10 protein-coding genes and 1 pseudogene are annotated in these 12,509 nt (G+C 74.0%); 3 read left to right on the top strand and 8 right to left on the bottom strand.

Translation table 11 applies throughout. From position 1 onward, the window contains the following. Positions 1–6: 6 nt before the first annotated feature. From CHF15_RS21055 to CHF15_RS21065, 3 genes are read right to left on the bottom strand one after another with little or no spacing between them, the layout of a single operon-like run. A complete protein-coding gene (locus CHF15_RS21055) occupies positions 7–924 on the bottom strand; it encodes an ABC transporter ATP-binding protein (protein WP_089225383.1) in 918 nt (305 codons plus the stop codon). Beyond that, positions 921–1,826, bottom strand: a complete 906-nt coding sequence (locus tag CHF15_RS21060; RefSeq protein ID WP_089225384.1) for a hypothetical protein — start codon at positions 1,824–1,826, stop codon at positions 921–923. The genes CHF15_RS21055 and CHF15_RS21060 overlap by 4 nt, the downstream gene beginning before the upstream one ends. Further along, positions 1,813–2,727: an ABC transporter ATP-binding protein gene (locus CHF15_RS21065; protein ID WP_089225385.1), complete on the bottom strand. Its 915-nt coding sequence runs from the start codon at positions 2,725–2,727 to the stop codon at positions 1,813–1,815. Before CHF15_RS21065 ends, CHF15_RS21060 begins: the two co-directional genes overlap by 14 nt. 483 nt (positions 2,728–3,210) lie before the next feature. Between CHF15_RS21065 and CHF15_RS21075 the strand changes: the two genes are divergently transcribed. Beyond that, a complete protein-coding gene (locus CHF15_RS21075; protein WP_143681603.1) occupies positions 3,211–3,471 on the top strand; it encodes a hypothetical protein in 261 nt (86 codons plus the stop codon). A 61-nt stretch (positions 3,472–3,532) separates the two neighbouring features. On the opposite strand, the gene CHF15_RS46415 is transcribed toward CHF15_RS21075, so the two are convergent. Beyond that, the gene (locus CHF15_RS46415) at positions 3,533–4,171 is read right to left on the bottom strand and encodes a DUF6344 domain-containing protein (protein WP_089225388.1); all 639 of its coding nucleotides are present in this window, start codon (positions 4,169–4,171) and stop codon (positions 3,533–3,535) included. Positions 4,172–4,565: 394 nt separating this feature from the next. Here CHF15_RS46415 and CHF15_RS21085 point away from each other — a divergent pair, with 394 nt between their 5' ends. Continuing rightward, entirely contained in the window at positions 4,566–5,456 is an 891-nt protein-coding gene (locus CHF15_RS21085) for an LLM class flavin-dependent oxidoreductase (RefSeq protein ID WP_179279891.1), read from the top strand. Here the strand turns inward: CHF15_RS21085 and CHF15_RS21090 are convergent. Continuing rightward, the gene (locus CHF15_RS21090; protein WP_245938943.1) at positions 5,449–5,865 is read right to left on the bottom strand and encodes a DUF6083 domain-containing protein; all 417 of its coding nucleotides are present in this window, start codon (positions 5,863–5,865) and stop codon (positions 5,449–5,451) included. The genes CHF15_RS21085 and CHF15_RS21090 overlap by 8 nt on opposite strands. 122 nt (positions 5,866–5,987) lie before the next feature. Here CHF15_RS21090 and CHF15_RS21095 point away from each other — a divergent pair, with 122 nt between their 5' ends. Then, positions 5,988–6,848, top strand: coding sequence for a Cof-type HAD-IIB family hydrolase (locus CHF15_RS21095; protein WP_089225391.1), 861 nt, complete (start codon positions 5,988–5,990; stop codon positions 6,846–6,848). Between the two features lie 15 nt (positions 6,849–6,863). Here CHF15_RS21095 and CHF15_RS21100 read toward each other — a convergent pair. From CHF15_RS21100 to cydB, 3 genes and pseudogenes are all read right to left on the bottom strand, one after another. After that, positions 6,864–7,970: pseudogene (locus CHF15_RS21100) on the bottom strand (GAF domain-containing sensor histidine kinase); the annotation flags it as partial. 51 nt (positions 7,971–8,021) lie between these two features. Next, positions 8,022–11,489: a thiol reductant ABC exporter subunit CydD gene (gene cydD / locus CHF15_RS21105; RefSeq protein ID WP_089225393.1), complete on the bottom strand. Its 3,468-nt coding sequence runs from the start codon at positions 11,487–11,489 to the stop codon at positions 8,022–8,024. A 13-nt stretch (positions 11,490–11,502) separates the two neighbouring features. Then, positions 11,503–12,504: a cytochrome d ubiquinol oxidase subunit II gene (gene cydB / locus CHF15_RS21110; RefSeq protein WP_089225394.1), complete on the bottom strand. Its 1,002-nt coding sequence runs from the start codon at positions 12,502–12,504 to the stop codon at positions 11,503–11,505. Between the last annotated feature and the right edge of the window lie 5 nt (positions 12,505–12,509).

Consider the following 12,509-nt stretch of genomic DNA (forward strand, 5'->3'; position numbering starts at 1 on the left):
GTGTGCCTACGCCGTGACCAGGTAGGAGAAGACGCTCTCCAGGGACTCGTCGGACGGCGAGACCGTGTAGAGCCGGATGCCCCGCTCCCGCGCGACGCGCGGCAGCAGCTCGGTGAAGCCGGCGAAGTCGATCGCCTGGATGCGCAGCGCCCGCTCCTTCCAGTCCAGCTCGATGGCGGCCGTGGACCCGTCCGCGATGAGCGCGGCGGCGAGCGCCCGGTCGTCGCTGGAGCGCACCAGGTAGCGGTGCGGCCGGTCCGTCATGAGCCGGCGGATCTTGCGGAAGTCGCCCGAGGCGGCGTGCCGGCCGGCGACGACCACCTCGATGTGGCTCGCCAGCTGCTCGACCTCCTCCAGGATGTGCGAGGAGAACAGCACCGTGCGGCCCTCGGCGCCCATCCGCCGCAGCAGCTCCATCAGGTGCAGCCGCTGCCGGGGGTCCATGCCGTTGAAGGGCTCGTCCAGCAGCAGCACCGACGGGTCGTGCACCAGCGCGGAGGCCATCTTGGCGCGCTGCCGCATGCCCTTGCTGTACGTGGCGACCGGGCGGTCCTGGGCGAACTCCATCTCGACCGTGGCCAGGGCGCGAGCCGCCGCCGCCCCCGGGTCCGCCAGCCCGTGCAGTTCCGCGTTGGCGACCACGAACTCGCGTGCCGTCAGGAAGTCGTACATCGCCTCGCGCTCGGGGACGATGCCGATGTGCCGGTACACCTGCTCGTTGCGCCAGACCGTGGCGCCGTCGAGGGTGACCGTCCCGGCCGAGGGGGCCAGGAAGCCGCCCATCATGTTGATCAGGGTGGACTTGCCCGCGCCGTTGGGGCCGAGCAGGCCGGTGACGCCGGGACCGATCGTCATCGTCACGTCGTTGACGGCGACGACGTTGCCGAACCAGCGGGACACATGGTCGATGGACAGGGTGGTCACGACAGTACGGCCTTTCGGTAGCGGCGCATCAGCAGGCCGAAGGAGCCGGCGATCACGGCGAGGAGGACGAGGAGGTAGACCGTGCCGACGACCGCGTCCTTCGGACCCGCGCCCTCGGGGAAGCTGGAGGTCGCGCCCAGCCACCAGGTCTGCGCGCCGTCGATCAGCGTGATCGGCGAGAACAGTCCCAGCCAGCCGATCACGTCGGCGTTGCCGTTGATCGAGGCGACGCCCTGCACGCTGGTCACCGCGCCGTACGAGAGCGTGAACACCGCGATGACCGCGGCGACGCCGAAGCCCCGGCGCGGCGTCAGCGCCGCGATGACCAGGCCGATGCCCGAGAACAGCATCGACAGCAGCAGCGCGGCGAGCATCGCCTTGGCGAAGCCCGCGCTCTGGTCGCTCACGTCGAACTTGGCCAGCAGCGCCCCGATGTACATGACCAGCAGCGGCGTCCCGGTCAGGATGAACAGCGCCGTGGTCAGCGCCGCGAACTTCGACGCGACGTAGTCGACCGCCTCGATCGGACGGGAGAAGTACAGCGGGGTCGTCTTGAACCGCAGGTCGAGCGAGACGGACTGCGGGGCCTGCGCGGCCAGGTAGAGACCGATGACCGCCTGCATGATGATCACGTACTGGGTGTACTCGATCGGCAGCTTGGTCGCCTTGGTGCCGATCGCCACCGCGACCATGATCGCGGCCGGACCGCACATCACGGCCAGCAGGATCATCGGCAGCACCTTGGACTTCGCCGACCGGCCGAGCCCGTACGCGCTGCGCAGGCTCTGGACGTACAGCGACTTGCGCGCGTAGCCACGGCCCAGGCGCGGGCCGTCGTAGTGCCGGTAGCCGATGTCGTGGATGACGTCGGCGGCGGGCGGCCTGCCCTCAAGCTGCGTCATGCTCGTCCCCTCCCCGGAAGATCTCGGCGATGCGGTGCCGGTGCTGCTCCATGCGCACCAGGCCCGTGCCGAGCTCCGCGACCGCGTCGCGGACCGCGTCGTACGTCTCGTCCCCGTCGATGTCGACCATGATCAGCCGGCCGTCCGCGTGCGCGTTGAGCCCGGCGGCGGTCAGCTTCTCCACCAGCTCGTCCTCGTGCTCGGTGACCTCGACGGTGAGCGAGGCGGTCGCCTGGGTGAAGTCGCTGGTCGAGGAGGAGCGCAGGAGGGAGCCGCCGTCGATGACGACGATGTGGTCGCTGGTGCGCTCCAGTTCACCGAGCAGGTGGGAGGTGACCAGCACGGAGATCCCGAACTCGGTGTGCACGCGCCGGATCAGTTCGAGCATGTCGTCGCGGCCGACGGGGTCCAGCCCGTTCGTCGGCTCGTCGAGCAGCACCAGCCGGGGATCGTGGACCAGCGCCTGGGCCAGCTTCACCCGCTGTTTCATGCCCGTGGAGTACCCGCCCATGGGGCGGTACCGCTCCTCGTACAGGCCGACGTGGCGGAGCGTGTCCGCGGTGCGCTCGCGCGCGGCGGACGGCGGCAGCCCCGAGATACGGGCCATGTGGACGACGAACTCCGTCGCCGACACGTCAGGGGGCAGGCAGTCGTGCTCCGGCATGTAGCCCACATGGGCGCGGATCGCCGCGCCCTCTGTCGCCACATCCATGCCCAGGACGGCAGCCCGGCCTTCCGTGGCCGGCGCCAACCCCAGGAGGATCTTGATCAGGGTCGACTTGCCGGCTCCGTTGGCACCGACCAACCCGGTCACGCCGGGTGCGATGTCGACGGTGAGCCGGTCCAGAGCGGTCACCCTCGGGTACCGCTTCGTCAGGCTTTCGGTAGCGATCACAGTCACGCCACGAACCTAGTGGCGCGGGCCACACCCCGTCGTCACTCTGGGGGGCGGTTGTGCGTAGTCCTTGGGGTTGACTTCCCCGTAGGGGAGGCGATGCGGTGCGTCCGTCTTGCCGGGGTTCCTCCTGCGGGTCGCGCGGTTCAGCCGTGGCGGGGCGTCGTCCGGGAGCACGGTCGGCTCCACCGGTCGACCCCGACGGGCCGGACCCCGCGGTGGTGCCGCGTGGCGCTGCGTCGGGTCGTGGGGTGCGGGTGCGGGTGCGGGTGCGGGTGCGGGTGCGGATGCACGGGTGTGCGTGTGCCGCGCTCGCGCGGGGGGTGCGTGGGTGTGCGGTGCTCGATCGTGCGGTACGTCGGTGCGCTGTGCTCGGTCGTGTGGTGCTCGGTCGTGCGGTGCGGGCGTGGGCCTGCTTCGCCGTCGAACGCGGGCGGGCCGGCGACCGGACGGTCCGTGGCCCGCGGATGGTGCCGGGTCGAGCCGGCGGTGACCGTCACAGCCTCGGGGGTGCGGGTCGTCTCCGGCATCCTCGTCCTCGTCCTCGTCCTCGTGCTCGTGCTCTGGGTGGTGCTCCGGGTCGTACTGGGGGCGGTGCTGGGGATGGAGCTGGAGGTGGAGCTCACTGCCGTGCTCCGGCCCGGGCCGGTGTGTGCGCCCGTCGTCCGGGGCGTCCGGACGGTTCCGCTGGAGCGGGCGCCGTGTCCGGCGCCGTGGTGGTGCGTGGAATCCGGGGTCGGGACGGCTTGACGTCCCGTCAACGGGGGCCGTGCGGCACGTCGTACCGGCTGGTCACACGCGTCCGCGGCGGTCATGCGCAGAGCGCCCACTCGCGGCGGGGGGTACGGGCCGGGGCCTCGGTGATGTCGCTCAGCGCGGGGTCGAGGCCGGCGTCGCCGATCGGACGGGTGCGCACGCGGGCCACGGGCGAGGCGCCGTGGGCCTCGGCGCGGATGCGCTGCTTCATCGTCGGCGGCAGGGAGTGGGCGTCGGCCGCGGCGGTCAGGCAGGGCGCCGGGACGAAGGGGACGGACGGCTCGGGCACGACGGGCTCGTCGCGGTACGGCGTGAGGGACGACGGACGCAACGACCGATGCGACGAACTGCGGGACGCGTTGCGGGACGACGGGACCTCGGGTGTGCGTCCGCCGGCTCCGGCACGGAGTCCTGGTTCACCATGGAGCCCTGGTTCGACACGGAGTCCCGGCCCGGACGCGGCGGCGCCCACGGCCACCGGTTGTGGTGCCGGTTCCGTTCGCGGAGCCGGTGCCCAGTGGCGCACCGCCTCGGCGGTGGGCAGGAACCGGGTGCCGGGGACGGCTTCCGGTCGCGGCGCGGCCGGAGCCGTGCTACGCGACGCCGGGACGGCGAACCCGAAGTACGCGACCATCTTGAGCAGGAGCGTCACGAAGACGTCCCAGAACGTCCTGACACGGGTGTTGGCAGCCATGACCTCTCACTTCCTTCGGTGAGTCGGGAGCGACTAATCCGATGATGCGGAAGTGAGCACGAAATCCTCGGTGCCGCACCCCGAGGATGCCGATATTCCGATCAACACCACCCGGGTGGCCGAGCTGTGCCCCGGCCGGCCGCTCCGGCGACGGCCTTTCTGCGAGGCGCGCCCCGAGTTGCGGCTCCCCACCACCGGGGGTATCCGCGGCGTCGGCCGCGGCAAAGACGCCGCCGACGGCGTCCGCAAGGGAGTCCAGGGTCCCGTGGCGTGCGGAGGCGCCGGCCGGCCGGGCGCGGCTCGCCGACGGGTTTCCACCGGACGGCGGCTGCCGCCCTGACCACCCCAGTACTTCGGCCCGGGCGGGCAACAGCCACCCCGTAGGGTGGGGAACATGCGCCTGAGCACTGTGATTCTGCCGATCTACCGCTGGCACGAGCAGGGGCGGAAGGTCTGGCGACGGGCCGAGGAGCTCGGCTTCCACACCGCCTACACCTACGACCATCTGTCGTGGCGGAGCTTCCGGGACGGCCCGTGGTTCGGGGCGGTCCCGACGCTGACGGCGGCGGCCGCGGCGACGGAGCGGATCCGGCTGGGCACGCTCGTCACCTCCCCGAACTTCCGGCACCCGGTGACGCTCGCCAAGGAGCTGATCACCCTCGACGACGTCAGCGGCGGGCGGCTGACGCTCGGCATCGGCGCCGGCGGGGTGGGCTACGACGCGACCGCGCTCGGCCAGGTGGCGTGGACGCCGCGGGAACGGGCCGACCGCTTCGGCGAGTTCGTCACCGTGCTGGACCGGCTGCTGACGGAGCCGGTGGTGAGTCAGGAGGGCGAGTTCTACTCGGCGCACGAGGTGCGGAACATCCCCGGCTGCACGCAGCGTCCGCGGCTGCCCTTCGCGGTGGCGGCGACGGGCCCGCGCGGGCTGCGGCTGGCGGCCCGCTACGGCCAGGCCTGGGTGACCTACGGAGACCCGAAGGGCCCGGCGGACGTGCCCGTGGACAAGTGCCCCGAGGTCGTCTCGCGCCAGTACGACCAGCTGGAGATCGCCTGCGCGGAGATCGAGCGCGACCCGGGCGAGCTCGACCGCGTCCTGCTGACCGGCTCCACGGCCGAGCGCCCGCTGGAGTCGCTCGACGCCTTCGTCGACTTCGCGGGCCGCTACGCGGAGGTCGGCATCACGGAGATCGTGCTCCACTGGCCGGTGCCGGACTCCGTCTACGCGGCGGACGAGAAGGTCTTCGAGCGCATCGCGACCGAGGCGCCGGCCCAGCTCAGTTGAGCCGGCGGCGGGCGTTGCGCCGCCACTGGCCGAGCAGCACGGGCGACGCCGCGGGCGGCGGGCCCGCGGGGCAGACGTCGGAATGGCTGATCCGGCAGGTGTCGGAGGGGACGGTGGCCCGCAGGTTGACCGCCGTGCCGTCACCCGCGACCCGCCAGCGGCGGCCGGCCGGGACGGCCCCCAGGGGCCACTCGCCGGGCTCGACCAGGATCCAGTGTCCTCCGGCGGTGCGGTGGCGGTATGCGGCGCAGGCGCACCGGCCGCAGGTCGTGGCGGTGCCGCCCGCCGGATCGGCGACGGGTATCCCGGCGCGCGCGGCCAGCCGGATGCCGTCCACGACCGTCGGCAAAGCGTCGGCCAGGAGCACCGGTTCCCGGTCGGGCTGCTCTTCACAACGCACAAGGGCCATGGCGTGATGGTGGCAGCAGGCACTGACAACCCGGCACCGGCGACGGCGACGGAGAGTGTGGCGGTCATCGCACTCCGCACCCGCCTGCTGTCATATGCATCCACATGGGGGACCATGGGGCGGTGACCTCAGCCACCCAGCATCCCCGGACCCCGGACGCCACCCTCGCGGCCCCCGCGCCGCGGCTGATCGCCACCGACCTGGACGGCACGCTCCTGCGCGACGACAAGACCGTTTCGGCCCGTACGATCGCCGCGCTGGCGGACGCGGAGGCCGCGGGCATCGAGGTCTTCTTCGTCACGGGGCGGCCCGCACGGTGGATGGACGTCGTCGCCGCGCACACCGCCGGCCACGGCATGGCGATATGCGCCAACGGCGCCGCCGTCTACGACCTGCACCGCGGCAGGCGGCTGCTGGCGGCGTACCCCCTCGACCCGCGGGACGCCCTCGCGGTCATCGCGGCCCTGCGCACCGCCGTCCCCGGCACGGCCTTCGCCGTCGAGCTGACCGGCGGCTTCGCGTACGAGCCGGACTACCCGCCGTACGCCCCCGCCCCCGACGCGGTCGTCGCCCCGGTGGAGGATCTGCTCGACGGCGGGCGGCGGGGCCAGCCCGTGCTGAAGCTGCTGGCCAAGCACCCCTCCATCGACCCGGACGTCTTCCTGCGCACCGCCCGCGCGGTGGCCGGGGAGCACGCCGAGATCACCCGGTCCAGCCCGTCGGCGCTGCTGGAGATCAGCGGCGCCGGGGTCAGCAAGGCGACGACGCTCGCGCGCTGCTGCGCGGACCTCGGCATCTCCGCCGAGGAGGTGGTGGCCTTCGGGGACATGCCCAACGACCTCGCCATGCTGTCGTGGGCGGGCACCTCGTACGCCGTCGCCAACGCCCACCCCGACGTGCTGGCCGCCACGACGCACCGCACCGTGGCGAACGAGGAGGACGGCGTGGCCCGAGTCATCGAGCGGATCCTCGCCGCCCGCTGACCCCTCCGGGCCGGCTCAGAGGGGCGCCTCCCAGGCGAGCGTGGTGCCCTTGCCGTCCGGTCCCGGCCCGAAGATGGACTCGCCGCCCAGCGACTCCGCGCGGCGGGCGAGGTTGCGCAGGCCGCTGCGCCGCCCGGTCTCGGGGATGCCGACGCCGTCGTCGGAGACGATCAGCCGCACGCCCTCGCGGCCGTCGGAGAGCACGGCGGTGGCGTCGAGCACCACCTCGACCCAGGTGGCGCCGGCGTGCCGCTGCACATTGGACAGCGCTTCGCGCAGGGCCGCGACGAGGTTGCGGGCGCTGAGCGCGCCGACCCGGTGGTCGACGGGTCCGACGAAGCGCACGGAGGGCGGGAAGCCGAGGCCGCGGGCGGCGGAGCCGGTCTCGCGCAGCACCTGGGCGCGCAGTCCCGCCGGTGCGTCGTCCCGCGGCTCCTGCTGCAGCGCGAAGATCGCCGTCCGCACCTCCTGGATGGTGGCGTCCAGTTCCTCGACCGCGTGCGCGATGCCCTCCTCGGCGTCGGGCGGCAGCGCCTTGCGCCGCGCCCCCTGGAGCATCAGGCCCGTCGCGAAGAGCCGCTGGATGACCAGGTCGTGCAGATCGCGGGCGATCCGGTCGCGCTCCTCGTACACGGCCAGCCGGTTGCGGTCGCGCTGGGCGCCGGCGAGCAGCAGGGCCAGCGCCGCCTGCGCCGCGAACTGGGTGGCGACAAACCGCTCGTCCTCGGTGAAGCCCGGCACGCCGTGGGCCCTGGGCAGCGCGAGCGCCCCCATCACATGGCCGCTGCTCTGCAGCGGCAGCATCATGCAGGCCCCGAAGCGCGGGGCGATGGCCGTGGTCATCCGGGCGTCGGTCGAGGCGTCCTCCACGAACACCGGCTCGCCCGCCATCAGCGGCGCCACGGGCGGGCTGTCCGCCTCGAGCACCGTGCCGACCAGGCCCGCGGGCTGTTCGGCCGAGACGGCGACCACTTCGAGGCCGCCCTCGACGGTCGGCAGCAGCACCAGGCCCGCGTCGGCCCCCACGAGCGCGCGGGCCTGCTCGGCGACGACGTCGAGCGCGTCGTCGCCCGGTTGTTCGTCCGCCAGCAGCGCGCTGGTGACCGAGCCGACGGCGTCCAGCAGCCTGGCCAGTGGTTCTGCCATACGGCGAGCCTAGGGCGGTGCCGCGTCCTACGCCGTGATCGACTCCGGCTCCGGCGCGCCCAGTGCGTCGGCCGCGCGCTCGCGGTCCAGGCTCCGGCGGAACGGGCCGTCGGCGGCGGCCAGCTCACGGTACGTACCGCGCTGGACGACCCGGCCGCGGTCGAGGACGAGGATCTCGTCGACCTCCTCCAGACCGGTGAGGCGGTGGGTGATCAGCACGGTCGTCCGGCCCGTGGTCGCGGCCAGCAGATCGGCGGTCAGGGCGTCGGCGGTGGCCAGGTCGAGGTGTTCGGCCGGCTCGTCGAGCACCAGGACGGGGAAGTCGGCGAGCAGCGCGCGGGCCAGCGCCAGCCGCTGGCGCTGGCCGCCGGACAGGCGGGTGCCGTGCTCGCCGACCGGGAGGTCGAGGTCCAGGTCGAGCCGGGCGGCGGCGAGCGCCTTCCGCAGTTCCGCGTCGTCCGCGCCGGGGCGGGCCAGGCGCAGATTCTCCCGGACCGTGCTGTCGAAGGCGTGCGCGTCCTGGGCGCACAGGCCGACCATGCGGCGCACCGCGTCGCCGTCGAGGGCCGTGGCGTCGGTGCCCGCGAGGGTGTACGTGCCCTCCTCGACGTCCAGGAAGCGCAGCAGCACGTGGGCGAGGGTCGTCTTGCCCGATCCGGAGGGGCCGACGACGGCGATCCGGCGACCGGGGGTCAGTTCCAGGCCGACGCCGTCCAGCGCGGGCCGGGGCTGCCCCGGGTGGCGGGCGGTGAGCCCGCGCAGCACCAGGGGGTGGGGCCCGGCGGGCGCGGCCGCGGGATGTTCCGGCTCCCGTACGGGCTCAGGGGCGTCGAGCACGTCGTACACGCGCCGCGCCGCCTGCCGGCTGCGCTGCCGGTACTGCGCCGCGAGCGGCAGGGCCGCCACCCCCTCGAAGGCGGCGAGCGGGGTGAGCACGACCACCGCGAGCGCGACCCCTGACAGTCCGCCGTCGGCCACCGCCCGCACACCCGCCCAGGCGCAGACGGTGACGGTGAGTCCGCTGACCAGGGCGCCGAGCCCGGCCCCGAGCGCCGCGCCGGCCGCGGAGCGGGCCGCGATCCGGGTGAGCACCCGGTCCGCCTCGGCCGCCTGGTCGCGGCGCCCGGGCAGGGCCCCTGCGACGGTGAGTTCGGCGGTGCCGGTGAGCACGTCGACCACCTGGGCGGCGAGTTCGCCGCGGGCGGGGGCGAGAGCGCGTTCGGCGCGCCGGGCGAGCGCCGCGGAGGCGGCGGGCACGGCGACGCCGGCGGTGAGCAGCCCCACCGCCAGGGCAGCTCCGGCACCGGGCAGCAGCCACACGGTGAACGCGGCCGCGGCGGTGCCGGTGAGCGCGGCGGCGCCGGCCGGGAGCAGCCAGCGCAGGAAGTAGTCCTGCAGACCGTCCACGTCGGCGACGAGGCGGGAGAGCAGGTCGCCCTGCCGGGTGTCCCGCAGCGCGGCGGGCGCGAGCCGCTCCAGCCGCCGGTACACGGTGACCCTGAGGCCGGCGAGGGCCCTGAAGACGGCGTCGTGCGCGACCAGGCGCTCGGCGTAGCGGAAGACCGCCCGGCCGATGCCGAAGGCCCGGGTCGCGGTGACCGCGACCATCAGGTACAGGACGGGCGGCTGCTCGGAGGCCCTGGATATCAGCCAGGCCGAGGTCGCCATCAGGCCGACGGCGCTGAGCAGGGCGAGGGCGCCGAGCAGCAGCGCGAGGGCGAACCGCGGCCGCAGCGGCGAGGCGATCCGGCGCACGCGGGTCAGCGGCGCGGACCCCGTGGACGACGCGGCGGACGGTGCGGGCACGACGGGGGCCGCACCGAGGGGTTCGGGCGTGGGCGTACCGGCCGCGGCCCGGGACGGGGGCACCGCCGCCGGCACGGCACGCGCCGGGCGGCCGTCGAACCGCACCGTGCGATCCGCCACGGCGAGCAGCGCGGGGCGGTGCACGACGAGCAGCACCGTGCGGCCGGCCGCGAGCCGCCGGACGGCGTCGACCACGGCCGCCTCGGTCTCGCCGTCCAGTGCCGCCGTCGGCTCGTCGAGCAGCAGCAGCGGCCGGTCGGCGAGGAACGCCCGGGCCAGGGCGACGCGTTGGCGCTGTCCGGCGGAGAGCCCGGCGCCGCCCTCCCCGAGGGCCGTGGCGGGGTCGAGGTCCGGGGCGCCGGCGTCCCGGAGCGCGGCGCGGACCTCGGCCGGGCTCGCGTCCGGCCGGGTCAGCCGTACGTTGTCGGCGATGGTCCCGGCGAACAGGTGCGGCCGCTGGGGCACCCAGGCGATCTGCCGGTGCAGGCCGGCCGGGTCGTGCGCGGCGAGGTCGGCGCCGTCGATCAGGACCCGTCCCGAGGTCGGCTCGGTGAAGCCGAGCAGCACGGAGAGCAGCGTGCTCTTGCCGATACCGCTGGGGCCGGTGAGGGCGATCGTCTCGCCGGGGGAGACACGCAGGGAGACCGGGCCGAGGCGGCCCTCGACGGCCGCCTCGTCCAGTGCGACGACCGCGGTCCGCAGATCGGGGGCCGGTACCGTGCCGCGCCGGGGCGGCGTGGTCTCCAGGACGGCGAAGACCTCGTCGGCGGCGGAGAGCCCCTCGGCCGCCGCGTGGTACTGGGCTCCCACCTGGCGCAGCGGCAGGTACGCCTCGGGCGCCAGGACGAGGATGACCAGCCCGGTGTAGAGGTCGAGTTCACCGTGGACCAGCCGCATGCCGACGCCGACGGCGACCAGGGCGACGGAGATGGTGGAGAGCAGTTCCAGGGCGAAGGAGGAGAGGAAGGTGATGCGCAGCGTCCGCATCGTGGCGCGCCGGTGGTCGGCGGTGATGGCGCGGATGGACTCGGCCTGGGCCTTGGCCCGGCCGAAGACCTTGAGCGTGGGCAGGCCCGCGACGACGTCGAGGAAGTGGCCGGACAGCCGGGAGAGCAGCTGCCACTGACGGTCCATGCGGGTCTGGGTGGCCCAGCCGATCAGGACCATGAAGACCGGGATGAGGGGGAGGGTCAGGGCGATGGTGAGCGCCGAGATCCAGTCCTCGGTGACGATGCGGGCGAGGACGGCGGCGGGCACCACGACGGCCAGGCCCAGTTGGGGCAGGTAGCGGGCGAAGTAGCCGTCCAGGGCGTCGATGCCCCGGGTGGCGAGCGTGGTGAGCTCGCCGGTCCGGCGCTCGGTGAGCCCCGCCGGGCCCAGGGCGGTGACCCGCTCCAGCAGCTGTGTGCGCAGCTGGGACTTGACGGCGGCGGAGGCGCGGTGGGCGCACAGCTCGGTGAGCCAGGAGACGGCCGCCCGGCCGGCCGCGACGCCGGCGAGCAGCAGCAGCGGGGTGCGCAGCGCCCCGGCGTCGAGACCGTCCTCGAAACCCCCGACGACGATCTCCGCGACGATCATCGCCTGCGCGATGACCAGGCCCGCGCCGACGAGGCCGAGCAGGACGGAGACGGCGAGGAACACACGGGTCGCGCGGGCGTACCTCAGGAGCCGGGGGTCGACGGGTTTCACGTGAAACAGCTCCTCAGTGCGCTTCGGCGATGTGCTGGGTGCCGATCCGCCTGCGGAACACCCAGTACGTCCAGGCCTGGTAGAGCACCACCAGCGGGGCCGCGATCGCGGCGCACCAGGTCATGATCTTCAGCGTGTACGGGGTCGAGGAGGCGTTCTCCACCGTCAGGCTCCACGCCGGGTCCAGCGTGGAGGGCATGACGTCCGGGAAGAGCACCAGGAAGAGCATCGCCACCGCGGCGACGACGGTGATCCCGGAGAAGGCGAACGCCCAGCCCTCGCGGCCGCGCAGATTGGCGCCCAGCGCGGCGAGCAGCGCCAGCACGGCGACCACCGCGGCCGCCAGGCTCCGGGCGTTGCCGCCGTCGCCCTGCGTCCAGGCCAGGAAGGCGAGTGCGAACACCGCGGTGACCGCTCCGGCGCGGGTGGCGAAGCGGCGGGCACGGGCACGGATGTCGCCGAGGGTCTTCAGCGCCGCGAAGACCGCGCCGTGGAAGGTGAAGAGGCTGAGCGTGACGAGCCCGCCGAGCAGGGCGTAGGGGCCGAACAGCTCCGGGAGCCCGCCGGTGTACTCGCCGGAGGCGTCGATCTCCACCCCGTGCACGATGTCGGCGAACACCACACCCCACAGGAACGCGGGGAGCAGGGAGGTCCAGAAGATGGCCTGCTCCCAGCCCGTCTGCCAGCGTTCGCCGGTGCGCTTGGCCCGGTACTCGAAGGCGACGACCCGGATGATCAGGCAGAGCAGGATCACCAGCAGCGGCAGGTAGAAGCCGGAGAAGAGGGTGGCGTACCACTCGGGGAAGGCGGCGAAGGTGGCGCCGCCCGCGGTGATCAGCCAGACCTCGTTGCCGTCCCAGACCGGGCCGATGGTGTTGATCAGCACCCGCCGCTCGGGGCGGTCGCGGGCGAGCAGCCGGGTGAGGACGCCGATGCCGAAGTCGAAGCCCTCGAGGAAGAAGTAGCCGGTCCACAGGACCGCGATGAGGACGAACCAGACGTCGTGGAGGTGCATGCCGT

This window comes from Actinacidiphila glaucinigra, assembly GCF_900188405.1.
GTDB lineage: Bacteria > Actinomycetota > Actinomycetes > Streptomycetales > Streptomycetaceae > Actinacidiphila > Actinacidiphila glaucinigra.